General features: G+C 64.8%; 11 protein-coding genes and 1 pseudogene. 10 read left to right on the top strand and 2 right to left on the bottom strand.

Annotation, left to right across the window (positions count from 1 at the left end):
* Both ACIQUS_RS25420 and ACIQUS_RS25425 read right to left on the bottom strand, forming a co-directional pair.
* Positions 1-287: pseudogene (locus ACIQUS_RS25420) on the bottom strand (aconitate hydratase B); the annotation flags it as partial.
* A 407-nt stretch (positions 288-694) separates the two neighbouring features.
* The gene (locus tag ACIQUS_RS25425) at positions 695-1,600 is read right to left on the bottom strand and encodes a transporter (protein ID WP_403053337.1); all 906 of its coding nucleotides are present in this window, start codon (positions 1,598-1,600) and stop codon (positions 695-697) included.
* A 192-nt stretch (positions 1,601-1,792) separates the two neighbouring features.
* On the opposite strand from ACIQUS_RS25425, the gene ACIQUS_RS25430 reads away from it, so the two are divergent.
* The 10 genes from ACIQUS_RS25430 (at position 1,793) to ACIQUS_RS25475 (ending at position 15,889) form a co-directional block, all read left to right on the top strand.
* Positions 1,793-4,123 (top strand): tetratricopeptide repeat protein, encoded by a 2,331-nt coding sequence (locus ACIQUS_RS25430; RefSeq protein ID WP_403053340.1) that lies wholly within the window; start codon positions 1,793-1,795, stop codon positions 4,121-4,123.
* Positions 4,124-4,227: 104 nt separating this feature from the next.
* On the top strand, positions 4,228-5,202 hold the full coding sequence (locus ACIQUS_RS25435) for an AAA family ATPase (protein WP_403053343.1): 975 nt from the start codon (positions 4,228-4,230) through the stop codon (positions 5,200-5,202).
* Between the two features lie 4 nt (positions 5,203-5,206).
* Positions 5,207-6,166, top strand: a complete 960-nt coding sequence (locus ACIQUS_RS25440) for a DUF58 domain-containing protein (RefSeq protein ID WP_403053346.1) — start codon at positions 5,207-5,209, stop codon at positions 6,164-6,166.
* The gene (locus ACIQUS_RS25445; protein WP_403053349.1) at positions 6,163-6,669 is read left to right on the top strand and encodes a DUF4381 domain-containing protein; all 507 of its coding nucleotides are present in this window, start codon (positions 6,163-6,165) and stop codon (positions 6,667-6,669) included. The genes ACIQUS_RS25440 and ACIQUS_RS25445 overlap by 4 nt, the downstream gene beginning before the upstream one ends.
* Positions 6,656-7,657 (top strand): VWA domain-containing protein, encoded by a 1,002-nt coding sequence (locus ACIQUS_RS25450; RefSeq protein WP_403053352.1) that lies wholly within the window; start codon positions 6,656-6,658, stop codon positions 7,655-7,657. Before ACIQUS_RS25445 ends, ACIQUS_RS25450 begins: the two co-directional genes overlap by 14 nt.
* 1 nt (position 7,658) lies before the next feature.
* Positions 7,659-9,257 carry a VWA domain-containing protein gene (locus ACIQUS_RS25455; protein ID WP_403053355.1) on the top strand — a complete coding sequence of 533 codons (1,599 nt, stop codon included), beginning with the start codon at positions 7,659-7,661 and terminating at the stop codon, positions 9,255-9,257.
* Complete coding sequence (locus ACIQUS_RS25460; RefSeq protein WP_403053358.1) at positions 9,254-10,555, top strand: hypothetical protein; 1,302 nt, start codon at positions 9,254-9,256, stop codon at positions 10,553-10,555. Before ACIQUS_RS25455 ends, ACIQUS_RS25460 begins: the two co-directional genes overlap by 4 nt.
* A gap of 42 nt (positions 10,556-10,597) precedes the next feature.
* Positions 10,598-11,599, top strand: coding sequence for an HAD family hydrolase (locus ACIQUS_RS25465; RefSeq protein ID WP_403053361.1), 1,002 nt, complete (start codon positions 10,598-10,600; stop codon positions 11,597-11,599).
* A 101-nt stretch (positions 11,600-11,700) separates the two neighbouring features.
* Positions 11,701-13,266, top strand: a complete 1,566-nt coding sequence (locus tag ACIQUS_RS25470; RefSeq protein ID WP_403053364.1) for an arylsulfatase — start codon at positions 11,701-11,703, stop codon at positions 13,264-13,266.
* A 166-nt stretch (positions 13,267-13,432) separates the two neighbouring features.
* A complete protein-coding gene (locus tag ACIQUS_RS25475; protein ID WP_403053388.1) occupies positions 13,433-15,889 on the top strand; it encodes a fused MFS/spermidine synthase in 2,457 nt (818 codons plus the stop codon).
* Positions 15,890-16,123 lie beyond the last annotated feature (234 nt).

The following is a 16,123-nucleotide window of genomic DNA, read 5'->3' on the forward strand; positions in this document are numbered from 1 at the left end:
CCACCCTGCATGGTGCCCAGCAGTTCGACGGCGCGCTTCTTGTCGAGCAGTGGGGAAGTCGCTTCACCCTTGGCCAGGGCAGACAGGAAGCCGGCCTTGACGTAAGCGGCTTCGTCCACTCCCGGTGGAATGCGATTGGTGATCAGGTCGACGAGGACGGCTTCTTCGCCAGCAGGGGGATTCTTCAGCAGCTCGACCAGGCCTGCGGCTTGTTCGGCGTTCAGGGCCAGGGGCGGCAAACCTTCATCGGCGCGGGCTTGTACGTGGCGGAAATAGGCTTCGAGCACGGTGATCTCCTGTATAGCGCGTTGGGCAAGGCGCTCTTGGGCGCCTTTGCTGGATAACGGATCGCTCCGTACCCGGGAATAAAAAAGCAGGAGCAGGTTCAAGGCCGTTGAGAGTGACCGCTGGTACGGTTGCCGAGAATCAGCCTGCTCCCACTGAAAACTGTTCGGGGTGCGTGGACAGCCTTGTCCCTGGAACGTCCCTTTATCGAAACTGTCGACACATGTGTGTTGTTGATGCGGAATCTAAGGTAAAAATTAAATCAACACAAGATGATTGTCGACACATTGGATCTTGCACGTATAATGCCTGGCGGCAAAGGCGCGAACGCAAACACCCGCAACCGGGCTATGGAGCGGTTCTGGCGTTGCTGCGTCGGAATCTGGAGGGGAACGGGCGCGGCGGGGCGTTACCAGACGTACTGCAAGCGCAATGTCCACGTGTTGACATCCGGCGACCCGGTACGCTCCGACACCGTGTCGCTGTATGCCACCAGGCCGCCGAACTGCGGCGACAGCATGAAGCCGAGGCTGGCGCCCAGCAGGGTGTTTTCCTGTTCGTTGTCCTGGCTCACACCGTCGACTTTGGTCTCGCCCCCGGTGTTGTAGGTGGCATCCAGGGATGCCCAGAGCGCGCGGTTGATGGTGTAGCTGTAGTGCGCTTCCATGGCGTAGAGCGGCTTTTGTTCCAGTTTGCTGTTGCCCTGGTAGTCGTCGTTGTCACCGTAGAGCGACACATAGCCGTTGATCTCAAGCCAGGTGGGGCCCAAGGGGGTGCCGAAGGCGATTTCAGGTTTCACCACCCAGCGGTTGGAGCCGATGTTGATGACGCGGTTCTTGTCATAGTCGCCGGTGGGCGTGACCAGCCACAGTGCGCCACTGAGGAAGGTGCCGGGCTTCCAGCTGGAAAATTCCTCGGCGCTCAGTGCCGGCGCGCCAAAGAAGTTATGGGCGAACACGATCTGGGTATCGCCCATACCGCCATTGTGCTTGGTGCCGGAAAAAAACCGCCCATCGTCGAACGAGGCTTCGACATCGGCGTAGGGCTGGAGTATCTGGATGGCCGAGTTGCGCCCGTCGAGTCCGAAGGAGCGTGCATAGCGCAAGATGTACAGGTCGGCATTGAGTGACAGCCCGTCCAGCGGCAGGGCCGTATCGATCGGGGTGTTGGTGTCGATGAGGTTGTAGTAGCCAAAGAACATGTTGAGGTCGATAGGTGTGTTCTGCCAATCTCTGGCATTGTCTGCCAGGCAGGGGAACGCGGATGACAGTACCGACAGGGAAACCAGCAGGCCTGCTTTACTGCGAATGATCATGGCGGTCCCTCAGTCGACATGCGCTAGACACAAGAGCCTAGACGTTTTTCTTCACTGCGGTAGCCAGGCCGGGCCGGCGAATGTTTGCCAGCCGTCGCCAGGAAGATGCACTAGCCTGAAGCACGCTGCCATTTGCATCGGTGTGCAAGAGCGTCCGGTACAGGACGAGATGAATTGACCGTGGAGTTGGGAATGGGGCATGAAACACCTAGGGAAAGGCGTGGGTCCTGGTTGCGCGGCCTGCTGCTGTCAGCGCTGGCGCTGATGGCCGTGCCGGCCTGGGCCGCCAGTGAAAGCACAGGGCGTGCGCCCGCGCAGGGCAGTCCGGAACACGGTTACGTCGCCACCGCCACCTGCCTGGGGTGCCATGCCGAACAGGCCAAGGCCTGGAAAGACTCCGACCACGGCTGGGCCATGCGCGACGCCAAACCCGCCAATGTGCTGGGCAATTTCGCCAATGCCCGATTCGATGAGGCCGGGGTCAAGGCGCGCTTCTTTCGCAAGGGCGAGCGCTTTTTCGTCAACACCGAAGGCGAAACCGGCAAGCCGGCAGACTTCGAAGTGCTCTACACCTTCGGCCATTACCCGCTGCAACAGTACCTGGTGTCGTTGCCCCGCGGACGACTGCAGGCCCTGACCATCGCCTGGGACAGCCGCAGCAAGGACGAAGGCGGGCAACGCTGGTTCTCGCTGTATCCCGGCCAACGCTTCGCCCCCGATGATCCGCTGCACTGGACAGGTCGTTACCAGAACTGGAACGGCATGTGCGCCGACTGTCACTCGACCCGTTTGATGAAAAACTACAACGACAAAGAGGACAGCTTCGCCACCACCTGGCAGGAGCAGACCGTCGGTTGCCAGAGTTGCCATGGGCCGGGGCAGGCCCATGTCGACTGGGCGAAAGCGGCCAAACCCGGGCAGCAGAGCCACGCCTCGGCCAAGGACGCGGGCCTGGCGGTGGACTACAAGGCACTGGGTAGCCAGGGCCTGGTCGAGCAATGCGCCTTCTGCCACAGTCGCCGCCAGACCCTGGGAGTTGGCCAGTTGCCGGGGCACCGGCAACTGGACCAGAGCCTGCCCACCACCTTGCGTCCTGACCTTTATCATGCCGACGGCCAGATCGATGGCGAGGTCTATGAGTACGGCTCGTTCACCCAGAGCAAGATGTACGCGGCAGGCGTGGGCTGCACGGATTGCCATAACCCGCACACGGCCAAGGTCAAGATCGAAGGCAACGGCCTGTGCCTGCAGTGCCACAACAGCCAGCCACCGGTAGCCCGCTTTCCCAGCCTGCAGGCCAAGGACTATGACAGCGAGGCGCACCATCATCACCCGGCAGGTACGCCAGGCGCCCAATGCGTCAACTGCCACATGCCGACCAAGACCTACATGGTGGTCGACCCGCGCCGCGACCACAGCCTGCGCATTCCGCGCCCGGACCTGGCGGCCAAGGACGACAGCCCCGATGCCTGCACCAACTGCCACAAGGACCAGAAGCCGCAATGGGCGGCCAAGGCCATCGAAGGCTGGTTCGGCCAGCCGCAGCGCCCCCCTCACTATGGCGAGAACTTCCACGCCGTGCGCAGCGGCGAAGGTATCGCCTTCAGCCAGCTCAATGCGCTGCTGGCGGACAAAGGCAAGCCTGCGATTGTCCGCGCCACCGCGGCCGAGCAACTGGCCGACCTGGGCAGTCAGTCGGTGATCAGCCTGGGCTGGGCCTTGAAAGACAGCAGCGACCTGGTGCGCGCCTATGCCGTTTCCGGCTTTGCCAGCGTGCCCCCGGCGCAGCGCCTGCAACCGCTGTTGCCACTGCTCAAGGATCCGACCCTGGCGGTGCGCGATGAAGCGCTGCGGGTGCTGGCCGATGTGCCGCTCGAGCAGTTGCCGGCGGACTCGCGCGAATCGTTCAAGGCCCTGATGGCGGACTACGAGACGCGCCTGCGCAGCAATGCCGACCTGCCGGGTGGGCGCCTGAACCTGGCCGTGCTGTTGAGCCGCCAGGGGCGTGATGCAGAAGCGATGGACGAGTACCGCCAGGCCCTGAAGCTGGACCCGTATTTCGTCCCCGCGCGGGTCAACCTGGTGACCCTGACCAGTGCCGCGCAACGACTCGATGAGGCCGAACAATTGCTGCGTGAAGGCGTGGCACTGGAAAAAATGCCAGCGGCCGACCACGGCAACCTGGCCTACATGCTGGCGTTGCTGCTGGTCGAGCAGGGCAAGGCCGAGGAGGCACTGCAGTGGATGGAGACCGCCGCCGTGGCGCTGCCGCAAAACGTGCGCATTCGTTACAACCAGGGCCTGCTGCTGTCACGCCTGAACCGCCGAGACGATGCGATCCAGGCGCTGCGCAGCGGCCTGCAGCAAGCCCCGGACGATCCGGACCTGCTGTACTCGCTGTTGTACCTGCATGCGCTGGCGGGGGAGCGCCGCGAGGCTTTCGAGTATGTGCAGCGCATGCGCAAGGTCGCGCCGGATGACCCGCGCCTGCAAGCGATCGAGCCGTACTGGCAGAAGCCGTGACCCGGGGCCGGAAGGCCCCGCGATGCCTTAGTTTCACACCGCCTAGCGCCTGCAGCGCAGGCTGCTAGATTTACCCAATTGTTGGACAGTCAGGGAGCGAACAGGTGAGCATACGTGAGCAAGTTTCAGCACTGGAAGCACGCGTGGCCGAGCAGGTGCTGGGCCAGGCCGAAACCATCCGGCATGTGCTGCTGGGGTTGTTGGCCAACGGTCACGTGCTGCTGGAAAGCTTGCCGGGGCTGGCCAAGACCCGCACGGTGAAGGCCCTGGCGGCCCACCTGGATGCGCAGATGCGGCGAATCCAGTTCACCCCGGACCTGCTGCCCTCGGACATCACCGGTGGCGAGATCCTGCAGCAGACCGCCGAAGGCAACCAGATCAAGTTCCAGCCCGGGCCGCTGTTCGGCAATGTCATCCTCGCCGACGAAATCAACCGTGCCCCGGCCAAGGTCCAGGCGGCCCTGCTCGAAGCCATGGAGGAGCGGCAGATCACCGTGGCCGGGCAGAGCTACCCGATGTCGGCGCTGTTCATGGTGCTGGCCACCCAGAACCCCATCGAGCAGGAGGGCACCTACCCGCTGCCGGAAGCGCAGATGGACCGCTTCCTGATGAAGCTGCACCTGGATTACCCCAAGGTGGAGGACGAGGCCCAGGTACTGCGCCTGGTGCGTACCGAGGAGCAGCGCAGCCAAGGCGCTGCACAGGCACCGGTACAACTGCCCCAGGAAGTGGTTTTTGCCGCACGCGCCGAGATCGCAGGCGTGCATGTGTCCGAGGCGATCGACCGCTACCTGATCGACCTGATCAATGCCACCCGCCACGCCGCCGACTACGATGCCGACATGGCCCGCTGGATCAAGATCGGCGCCAGCCCCCGCGGCGGTATCAGCCTGGACCGGGTCTCGCGGGCCCACGCCTGGTTGTCTGGCAACGACTTCGTGTCGCCGGACGATGTGCGCGCCGTGGTGCATCCGGTATTGCGCCATCGCCTGCAGCTGTCCTATGACGCCATCGCCGAAGGGGTGAGCGCCGACCAGGTGATCGACCACCTGCTCGATCACGTCGCCATCCCGGCCTGAGCCCATGGACAGGTCACAGGTCGATTCGCCCGTTGCCGACGGCTTCGTCTACGCCTCGCTGGCCCAGCTCATGGCGCTGGAGCACCGCGTTCGTGGCCTGAGCTTCCTGGCCCGGCAACCGCTGGCAAGCATCCTCTCGGGCAACCATGCCTCGCGCCTGCGCGGGCGCGGCCTGAGCTTCGACGAGCTGCGCCGCTACATTCCCGGCGACGACCTGCGCCATCTGGACTGGCGCGCCTCGCTGCGCTACGGAAAACCCTTCGTGCGCACCTTCACCGAAGAGCGTGACCGGCCGACCCTGGTGCTGGTGGACCAGCGCATGAGCATGTTCTTCGGCTCGCAGCGCAGCTTCAAGTCGGTGGTCGCCGCCGAGCTTGCAGCCCTGTCGGCGTGGATCGCCTTGCATGCCGGTGATCGCGTCGGTGGCCTGGTGTTCGATGACCGGCAGGTGCGTCATATAAAGCCATTGCGCAGCCGTGCGCGGGTGCAGGAGCTGTGCGCGGCGATCATTCGCAGCAACCACAACCTCAGTGCCACCGGTCCTGATGCCGAGGACGAAACGCAACTGGACACGGCGCTGCGCAACTGCATCGCGCTGGCCGGCCACGATTGCCTGGTGTGCATCATCAGCGACTTCGGCGGTGCATCGGCGCAGACCTTGCAGCTGCTGCGCCAGCTCAGTGCCCACAACGATGTGATCGCCATGCAGGTGTATGACCCCATCGCCCTGGCGCTGCCCGAGCAGGGCCGGGTGATGGTCACCCAGGGCGAGCTGCAGGTGGAGCTGGAAGTGGAGCGCCGTCAGGTCAACCGGCCACTGGGCGCCTTCCTGGCCGGCCGCCTGCGTGATGTCGCCGATATGCTGCGGCGCAGCCAGGTGCCGGTGATGATGATCAGCACCGGCCAGGATCCGCTGGAGCAGATCCGCCGCGAGCTGGGCCGGCTGACCGGGGTGGCGCGATGACGGCGCCGGTGCTGCCCAGTATCGACCAGCTTCAGGAACTGCCGCTGGAAGCGCCGCCGTACAGCTACTGGCCGCAGACCTGGGGCTGGCTGGCGCTGCTGCTGATCATCCTGCTCGCGGTGGCGGCCTGGACCGTCCGACGCTGGTGGCGCTGGCAGCGTGATCGCTACCGCCGCGAGGCGTTGCAGGTCTTCGATGGCCTGGTCCATGACCTGGCAGACCCGCAGCAGCGCTTGCCGGCCATGCGCGCGCTGCCGGCGCTGCTCAAGCGCGTGGCGATGTCGATTACCGATGCGCCGCCGGCAGCGACGCTCAGTGGTGCGCAGTGGCAGGCCTTCCTGGCGCAACGTGCTGACAAGCCCTTGCCGCAGCAGTTCGCCGCTCGCCTGCACACGCTGGCCTATGCCCCTGATGTCCAGGTGCTGCGGATTCCCGAGGACGAGGTCCGGGCGCTGTTCGAGGCCGGCCGGCAATGGATCGAGGCGCATCATGTGGCAGTTTGACTACCTCTGGGCGCTGTTCCTGCTGCCATTGCCCTGGTTCGCCTACCGCTACCTGGGTACCTACCGCGAGGCCCACAGCGCCTTGCGGGTGCCGTTCTTCTCGGCCATGACCCGGGCAGCGGGGCTGACGCCGCAGAACGGCAGCGCCACAGGCGGGCGCTGGCAGTTGCTGCTCAACCTTGTGGTCTGGGCGTTGCTGGTGGCGGCCTGTGCGCGCCCGGTCTGGGTGGAAAAGGCCATCGAGAAAGAACAGCCGATTCGCGACATGATGCTGGCCATCGATATTTCCCAGTCGATGGAAGCCACCGACTACACCGGCGCCGACGGTGTCCGCACCGACCGCCTGAGCGCGGTCAAGGCCGTGGTGCGTGACTTTATCGCGCAGCGCAAGGACGACCGTATCGGCCTGATCGTCTTCGGCACCGGGGCCTATCCCCAGGCCCCGTTGACCCTCGACCATGCCAGCCTCCAGGTGCTGCTCGATGAGGTCGGGATCGGCATGGCCGGGCCCAACACAGCCCTGGGGGACGCCATCGGCCTGACCATCAAACTGCTGGCCAAGACCGATGAGCAAGAAAAAGTGCTGATCCTGCTGACCGACGGCAACGACACCGGCAGTGCCATCACCCCCGACCATGCGGCACGCCTGGCCAGGGAGCAGGGCATCGTGGTGCACACCATCGGCATTGGCGACCCCGAGGCCAGCGGCGAGGCCAAGGTCGACCTGCAGGCCCTGCAGACGATCGCGCGCACCACCGGTGGCCGCTTTTTCCGCGCCGATGACCGTAACGCCCTCAAAGAGGTGTACGCCACCCTCGACACGATCACCCCGCACAAGGTCAAGACCCTGAGCCACCAGCCCAAGCGCGACCTGTTCTGGTTGCCCCTGGGCGCGGCGCTGCTGCTGTTGCTGGTCAGTCATGGGCTGGCCGCGCTCACCGGCCGTTTTGGCCGGGTTGCGGCCGGACCATTGGCCAAGGGAGGCTGAAATGGAACTCGACTTCAGCGCCTTTCACTTCCTGCGACCGCTGTGGCTGTTGTTGATCGTGCCGGCGATCCTGCTGCCCTGGGCGTGGCTGCGCCGTCACGACCTCAAGCGTCAGTTGAACAAGTTGATCGCCCCGCACCTGATCGACGCCTTGGTGATCACCCCGCAGGATCCGCACCGCTTGCGCCCGGTACACCTGCTGGCCGTCCTGCTGGGCCTGGGGGCGCTGGCTGCCGCAGGGCCGACCTGGACGCAGGATACGCCGGACTTTCTCGACAATCGCGCGCCGCTGATCCTGGCGGTCGACCTGTCGCCGTCCATGGACGCCGATGACCTGCCACCTTCACGGCTGCAGGCCGCCAAGCACAAGCTGCATGACCTGCTGCAACGCCGGGCCGGGGCCCGTACCGCGCTGATCGCCTACGCCGGCAGCGCGCACCTGGTGTTGCCGGCCACCGAAGACCCGGTACTGCTGGATACCTTTGTGCAAGCCTTGTCGACGACGCTGATCAGTCGATCCGGCAAGGATGTACTGGGCGTGATCGATCAGGCCCGGACCTTGCTCGACGCAGAAAAGATGCCGGGCACCCTGGTGCTGGTCACCGATGGCGCCGATCCCGGACAGTTCGAGCAGATTCCCAAGCGCTTGTCCGGCAGCAACCTGCAAGTGCTGGTGCTGGCCGTCGGCAACCAGGACCGCGGCGTGCTCCATGATGCCCAGGGACGCCCCCGGATCGGCGACGATGGCCGTCCGCTGCAGGCCAGTTTCGATGCCCAGGCCTTGAAGAAGCTGGCCCAGGCGGCCAATGCCCCGCTGGGTAGCCTGACCCTCGATGATGACGTCCTGGACTGGATCGAACTGCATGCCCAGCAGCATTTCCAGGCGGTGCAGGGCGATGCGCAGCAGGTGCACTGGAAAGACGCCGGCTATTGGCTGTGCTGGCCGCTGGCGTTGATTGCCCTGTGCTGCATCCGCAAAGGCTGGCGGGTGCAGTGGCTGGGGCTGGTGCTGGTCGCGCTGCTCACCGGCGCCCCCCAGACCGCCCGGGCCGGTGCACTGGCCGATGCGTTTTTCACCCCGGACCAGCAAGGGCGCTGGGCGTTCGAGCATGGGCATTTCCCCCAGGCGGCCGCGCATTTCCATGATCCCTACTGGAAAGCCGTGGCGGCCTACAACGCAGCGGACTACGACGTGGCGCTGGCCGGATTTGCCCGGCTCGATTCGGCCCGGGCCGCTTTCTACCTGGGCAATACCTATGTGCGCCTGTTCAAGTTCCCCCAGGCCATAGCGGCCTATGAGCAGGCCTTGAGCAAGCAGGCGGACTTCCCTCAGGCCAAGGCCAACCTGGCCCTTGCCCAGGCCTTGGAGAAGGACTACGAGGACCAGCAGCAGGCCGGCACACCCGACGAGGGCGCCGACAAGGTCGTGGAAGACCAGACGCCCTCCAAGGGTGCCCAGGAGAAGCAGCAGACCACCCCGCAGGCCGCGTCCGATCAACAGTGGCTGAACAACCTGACGACCTCGCCGGCGCAGTTTCTCAAGCGCAAGTTCATGCTCCAGGACGCTGAACGCGAGCACACTGCAGGAGGCGCACCATGAAACGCTTCGCCTGGCTGTTGCTGCTGTGCCTGGCGCAGCTGGCCGCTGCCGATCCGCAAGTCCGGGTGCAGGCCCGGCTGGTGCCGGACACCGGCGTGCTGGTCGGGGCTACCGTCAATATGGAGGTGGACCTGCTGGTGGACACCTGGTTCACGGCAGCACCGGTCCTGCCGAAGCTTGAACTGTCCGGTGCGGTGGTCAGCCCGCCGGGGGGCGAGGCCCAGCACTTGACCGAGAAGCTTGATGGCACCCCCTTCTTCGGGTTGCGCTACACCTACCAGATCACGCCGCAGCAGGCCCAGTCATTCAGCATTCCGGCGCTTGAGTTTGTCGTTCAGCCAGGGCAGGGCAGTGGCCCGGTCACCCTCAAGAGCCCGCCGCTGGTTTTTGTCGCCAAGGCCCTGGCAAACGCAGGGGGGCAGCCGCAACTGGTCGCGCGCAAGGTCACCTTCACCCAGACGCTGCAGCGTTCCCACGAACCGCTGCGGGTGGGCGACAGCGTGACCCGTCACTTGACCCTGCAGGCCGAGGGCGCACAGGCCATGCTGATACCGCCGCCGACCTTTGCCGAGGTCCAGGGCACCCGGCGGTACGTGCAATCGCCCCAGGTCAAACCCATAAGTGATGGCCGTGGCAGCACCTCGGGCGGCCTGCGCGAGGACAGCGCCACCTATGTGATCACCCAGGCCGGCAAGATCACCCTGCCGGCCATCGAGCTGACCTGGTGGGACAACGCCGGCAACGCGCAACGTGCCTCGCTGGAGGCGTTCACCCTGAACGCGGCTGCGGTTGCCTACAACGCGCCTTTTTCCATCAGCGACGATCTGCGTGCCCTGGGCCAGCAGGCCCGTCTGCGCGTTTCCGGGCACGGGTTGCTGCTGGCGGTCGTACTGCTGGCAGGGGGCGTCCTGCTCTGGTTCGGCTACCCGTGGATCCGCCACATCGGCGTCTCGCTGCGGCGCTGGCAGGCTGCCCGGCGCGCAACGTGGCTGCTGTCGGCGGACTTCGCCTGGCAACGCCTGCGCCAGCAACTGAGCAGCCGGCCATTGCGGTTGGATGCGCTGTACCTGTGGGTACGGCGTGTCAGTGGCAAACGGACCCTGGCCGGATTTTTTACCGGCGCCAGCGCCACAAACAAAAATCGTTCACTAGACTTGCTCCAGAACTGCTACGCCAGCCCCGGTAATGCTGGCGAGGTGCCGCCACCGTTGCTCGGCGACCTGCAAGACGTTCGGTTGCAGATGAGTAAACGCAGGACCGCGACGACGCGGTACGGATTAAAACCGATGAACCCCTGATGCGTATGCATCGGGTACAACGCAACTGTCCAGGGAAGATCTATGCCTCACGTAAACCGCTTGCATTGGTTGCTCAGTCTGCTGTTGCTGGTACCGCTGCTGAGCTACGCCGCCGATCCGCTGCCGTCCTGGAACGACAGTGGCTCGCGCCGGGCTATCGAGCAGTTCGTGGGCGCGGTGACGGACCAGACCAGTAAGGACTTTGTCAAACCGGCAGAACGTATCGCCGTATTCGACAACGACGGCACCCTGTGGAGCGAGCAGCCGTTGTACTTCGAAGTGGTGTTCGCCCTGGACGAGGTCAAGCGCCTGGCCCCGCAACACCCCGAGTGGAAAACCCAGCAACCGTTCAAGGCCGTGCTCGAGGGCGACCAGAAGGCGCTGGCGGCGAGCGGCATGGACGGCATGATGAAGCTCATCGCCGCGACCCACTCAGGCATGAGCACCGAGGAATTCATGGCCCGCACCGAGAAGTGGCTATCCACGGCCGTGCATCCAAAGACCAGGAAACCCTACACCGAGATGGTCTTCCAGCCGATGCTGGAACTGCTGCAGTACCTGCGCGACAACGGCTTCAAGACCTATATCGTTTCCGGTGGCGAAGTGGCGTTCATGCGCGCCTTTGCCGAGGAGGTCTATGGCATTCCCCCCGAGCAGGTCATCGGCACGACCTTCGAGTCCCGTTTCGAGGACCGTAACGGCAAGCTGTCGATCCAGCGCCTGCCCAAGCTGCAGCATAACGATGACGGCCCGGGCAAGCCGGTGAGCATCGAATCGATCATCGGTCGCCGGCCGATCCTGGCCTTCGGCAACTCCGATGGCGACCTGCAGATGCTGCAGTGGACCGGGGCAGGCTCCGGCAAGCGCTTCGCAGGTCTCGTGCACCACACCGATGCCCGGCGCGAATGGGCCTACGACCGTGACAGCAAGGTAGGGCGCCTGGACAAGGCGTTGACTGCTGCCAGGGACAATGGCTGGACCGTCGTCGACATGGCGCGGGAATGGCAGCGCATCTACCCCTTCGAACCTATGGACAACCAGTAAACAAGACACCGCAGGCGCACAGGGATTCCGTTATGCAGTCGAGCCCTCACGTGCACGTAGTCGTGGCAGATGCCAGTAACGTGAAACGGAGAAATGGTCTTATGAAGCTCAGAAGAAGGTGGTTGACGACCATGACCTTCGCCGCGACGGTGGCGATGGGGACGGGGGCGGCGTATGCCGCGGACAAACCGAACATCCTGGTGATCTTCGGCGATGATATCGGCCAGACCAATATCAGTGCCTACGGCAAGGGCGTGGTCGGTTACCAGACCCCGAACATCGACCGGATCGCCAAGGAAGGCATGATGTTCACCGACTACTACGCGGAGAACAGCTGCACCGCCGGCCGCTCGACTTTCATCACCGGCCAGTCGGCGCTGCGCACCGGCCTGTCCAAGGTCGGCATGCCCGGCGTACCGGTCGGCCTGCAGGCCCGCGATGTCACCATCGCCCAGGCCCTCAAGGCCCACGGCTATGCCACCGGCCAGTTCGGCAAGAACCACTTGGGCGATCGCGACGAGTACCTGCCGACCAACCACGGCTTCGACGAGTTTTTCGGCAACCTCTACCACCTCAATGCCGAGGAAGAACCTGAGCGCCCCTACTGGCCCAAGGATGACGCCGAGTTCGTCAAGGCTGCCTCGCCACGCGGGGTGATCAAGTCCAGTGCCGATGGCAAGATCGAAGACACCGGTGCGTTGACCAAGAAACGCATGGAAACCATCGACGACGAGACCACCCAGGCGGCGATCAACTTCATCGACAAGCAGGTCAAGGCCGACAAGCCGTTCTTCGTCTGGATGAACACCACCCGCATGCACGCTTTCACCCACGTGCGTGAAGCCATGCAAGGCCAGAGCGGCATGGTCGGCAACGAGTACGCCGACGGTATGCTCGAGCACGACGGTGATGTCGGCAAACTGCTCAAGACCCTGGATGACCTGAAAGTCACCGACAACACCATCGTCGTCTACACCACCGACAACGGTCCTAACCAGTGGTCCTGGCCGGATGCGGCGACCACGCCGTTCCGCAACGAGAAAAACTCCAACTGGGAAGGCGCCTACCGGGTACCGGCGATCGTGCGCTGGCCAGGCAAGATCAAGGCGGACACCGTCTCCACCCAGCTGTTCTCCGGGCTGGACTGGTTCCCGACCTTGCTCGCGGTGGCAGGCGATACCGACATCAAGGAGCGCTTGCTCAAAGGTGCCGACGTTGGAGGCAAGAGCTTCAAGGTGCACCTGGATGGCTTCAACCAGCTGGACTTCCTGACCGGCAAGGCCCCCAAGAGCGCCCGCGACGAGTTCTACTACTTCAACGACGATGGCGAGCTGGTGTCCATGCGCTTTGGCGACTGGAAGCTGGTGTTCTGCGAACAGCGCGCCCCGGGCGGTTTCAAGGTCTGGAGCGAGCCCTTCACGTGCCTTCGGGTACCGAAACTGTTCAACCTGCGCATGGACCCTTACGAGCGCGCCGATGTGGTTTCGGACCAGTACTACGATTGGCTGGCCAAGAACGATTACCTGATCTTCCAAGGTACTCGTAAAGCTGCAGCCTTCCTGCAAACCTTCGTCGACTATCCGCCCAGCCAGCGCCCGGCCAGCTTCAGCATTGACCAGGTGCGTGCTGACGTAGACAAGAAAATCGAAGAGAAAATGAAGAAGTAATCCCTGCCACGCGCCCGTCACCGACGGGCGCGTCCTTCCACCTGCATTCTCGGCGCCAGCGGGCATGATTGAGCCGCGATGCCGATAAGGTTGATTGATGCGTTCAGTAGTCAGTCCATCCCCGGTCAATACCGCCTGTGCGGCGAACAAATCACTTCCCCTGCAGATGTGGCTGCCCGTGCTGCTGCTGTTCGTGTCCGGCACGGCGGCGCTGGTGTTCCAGGTGCTATGGATCAAACAACTGTCGCTGGTGGTGGGCGTCGAGGTGTACGCCATTACCGCCGGTATCAGTGCCTTTTTCGTCGGCCTGGCCCTGGGTAGCCTGGTGTTCGGTCGCTGGGCCGACCGCCTGCGCCGCCCGGTCAGGCTCTATGCCGGTCTTGAACTGGCCATTGCGGTCCTGGCGGTGCTGACCACCTTGGGGCTGGCCAACACCGCCGGCCTGTTTGCCCGCCTCGAAGACCAGGTCGGCGTGTTCGCCTGGGTGGTGCCATTCACCCTCGTGGGCGTTCCTGCGTTTCTCATGGGTGGAACCTTGCCGGTGCTGATGCGCGTGCTGACCCCGGGCCAGGGCCAACTGGCCAAGGCCGGGGGCGGGCTGTATGCCGCCAACACCGCCGGCGCCATTGCCGGCACCCTGTTGGCGGCCTTCGTCCTGTTGCCACAACTGGGTGTTACCGGCAGCGCGCTGGTGGCCGCCGCGCTCAACCTGCTGGCGGCGGGCATCGCCTGCGTGTCGCGCCGCAATGATGTGCACGCGCCGATCGAACCCCTGGCAGCGGTCGCGCCACGCTCCTCTGCCGCACGCCTGGCAATCGCGTTGTACTGCGTGGCCGGTGGTGTGGCCCTGGGCTACGAAGTGGTGTGGACGCAATCGATCGTGCAGTTCATGAGCACCCGCGCCTTTGCCTTTTCCGTGGTGCTGGCCACGTACCTCGCCGGGCTGGTGCTGGGCAGCGCCCTCTATGCCCGGCGTGCCGACCGCATTCGCGATCCCTGGGGCTTGTTCGGCCTGTTGATCGCCATCGCCGGCCTGCTGGCCCTGGTGCAGGTTGCGGGCCTTGGGCGCTGGCTGGTCATCGCCCAGACCGAAGTGGAGGCGCTGGTGCTGCAAGCCACCGGAAATGAGCTGGCCGGGATGTGCGCGCGCTTTGCCACTGCAGCGTTGTGCGTGGTGTTCCTGCCCACGACGGTGCTGGGGGCGGCGTTTCCCCTGGCCGTGCGCCTGGCCGTGGACAGCGGGCAAGTGGGGCGGGACATCGGCACGGTCGTTGCGCTCAATACCCTGGGCGGCATTGTTGGCGTCATGTGCACGGGCTTTGTGCTGGTGCCGGGCATTGGCCTGGTGCGCACGCTGGTGGTGCTTGCGCTGGTGGCGGCTGCCGTCGGTTGCATGGTGGTCTGGCGTGGTCAGGGCGTGGGCCGGGGCATGCGCGTCGCTATCCTGGGCGTGACCCTGGCCACCCTGGTGATCGGCGTGCTGACGCCGCCGCAACGCCTGGCGGAGTTGTTGCCAGGCGCGCGCAGCGGCCGCATCACCTTCTATGAGGAAGGCCGGGGCGGCACCGTCGCGGTGGTCGCCCAGCAGCGCCAGGGCCGCGAGTTCAACCGCCTGTACATCCAGGGGGTGTCCAACACCGGCGACGCCATGCCGTCGCTGCGCTATATGCGCCTGCAGGCCTTGTTGCCCTTGTTGATCCACAACCGTGAGCCGCGTTCGGCCATGGTGATCGGCTTCGGCACCGGTATCACGGCCGGCGCCATGTTGCGCTACGACGGTTTGCAGCGACCTGTGGTGGCCGAACTGCTGCCCGAGGTGCTGGCGGCAGCGCCGCTGTTCAAGGGCAATTACCAGGCAGTCAATGACCCGCGCCTGGACATCCGCCTGCGCGATGGCCGCCGTGAACTGCTGCGCAGCGCCGAACGCTATGACTTGATCACCCTGGAGCCGCCACCGCCTTCGGCGGCCGGGGTGGTGAACCTCTATTCGAGGGATTTCTATGAACTGGCCGCGTCGCGGCTGGAGGAGGGTGGCATCGTCGCCCAATGGCTGCCACTGCCCACCCAGAACACCGACGACAGCCGCTCGCTGGTGCGCAGTTTCCTCGATGTATTTCCCCACGCTTCGCTGTGGACCACCGAGTTCCACGAGATGCTTCTGGTAGGTTCGCTCACGCCGCTGGAACTGGACGTAGCACGCATCAGCCAGCGCTTTGCCCAACCGCCAGTGACCGCAGCGCTGGCTGAAGTGGGGATCGACTCGGTCAGCGCCTTGCTCGCCACCTGGATCACCGACCGCGGTGGCCTTGAGCGCTTCGCCGCAGATGCCCCGGCGGTCACCGATGACCGGCCGCGTATCGAGTATGCGCCGTGGGTTCGTTCCAGAGAGATCACCCGGGTGTTGCCGCAGTTGCTGTCGCTGCGCAAGGCACCGCCCTTGAAGAACGCGGGCACCGTGCAGCAAGCGGTCGAGGATCAGTGGCGCGTCCTGCAACGCTTCTACGGCCTGTCGTTGTTCGCCTACAGCGGCGATCGCCAGGCATGGGCGCGTGAGGCGCGGCAGTTGATGCAAGAGCAAGGGCGCAACCCGTATTTTCGCTGGTTCATGGGGGGCGGGCAGTAGATCGCCCACTAGGGCTTGTACGAAAAGTTCTGTGGGAGCGGGCTCGTCCCGCGATCGACTGCGTAGCAGGCGCAACCCGATCACCTCGTTGTACCAGACAGACTGAAGTCGCCAGGCTTTACGGTCGCTCTGCGACCGATCGCAGCCTGGCGGCAGCGGCTACAGCAGCGGCTATGCCCCGTAGCCGCTGCCGAGGAACGAGGCTGCGATCGACTGCGTAGCAGGCGCAACCCG

This window comes from Pseudomonas sp. NPDC090755 (assembly GCF_044769005.1).
In the GTDB taxonomy this organism is placed as follows: Bacteria; Pseudomonadota; Gammaproteobacteria; order Pseudomonadales; family Pseudomonadaceae; genus Aquipseudomonas.

Bases quoted from the DNA above. Each gene is read 5' to 3' on its own strand.
- ACIQUS_RS25445 (WP_403053349.1), top strand. From the start codon at position 6,163: ATGACGGCGCCGGTGCTGCCCAGTATCGACCAGCTTCAGGAACTGCCG.
- ACIQUS_RS25440 (WP_403053346.1), top strand. From the start codon at position 5,207: ATGGACAGGTCACAGGTCGATTCGCCCGTTGCCGACGGCTTCGTCTAC.
- ACIQUS_RS25455 (WP_403053355.1), top strand. From the start codon at position 7,659: ATGGAACTCGACTTCAGCGCCTTTCACTTCCTGCGACCGCTGTGGCTG.
- ACIQUS_RS25475 (WP_403053388.1), top strand. From the start codon at position 13,433: ATGTGGCTGCCCGTGCTGCTGCTGTTCGTGTCCGGCACGGCGGCGCTG.
- ACIQUS_RS25430 (WP_403053340.1), top strand. From the start codon at position 1,793: ATGGGGCATGAAACACCTAGGGAAAGGCGTGGGTCCTGGTTGCGCGGC.
- ACIQUS_RS25450 (WP_403053352.1), top strand. From the start codon at position 6,656: ATGTGGCAGTTTGACTACCTCTGGGCGCTGTTCCTGCTGCCATTGCCC.
- ACIQUS_RS25460 (WP_403053358.1), top strand. From the start codon at position 9,254: ATGAAACGCTTCGCCTGGCTGTTGCTGCTGTGCCTGGCGCAGCTGGCC.
- ACIQUS_RS25470 (WP_403053364.1), top strand. From the start codon at position 11,701: ATGAAGCTCAGAAGAAGGTGGTTGACGACCATGACCTTCGCCGCGACG.
- ACIQUS_RS25425 (WP_403053337.1), bottom strand. From the start codon at position 1,600: ATGATCATTCGCAGTAAAGCAGGCCTGCTGGTTTCCCTGTCGGTACTG.
- ACIQUS_RS25465 (WP_403053361.1), top strand. From the start codon at position 10,598: ATGCCTCACGTAAACCGCTTGCATTGGTTGCTCAGTCTGCTGTTGCTG.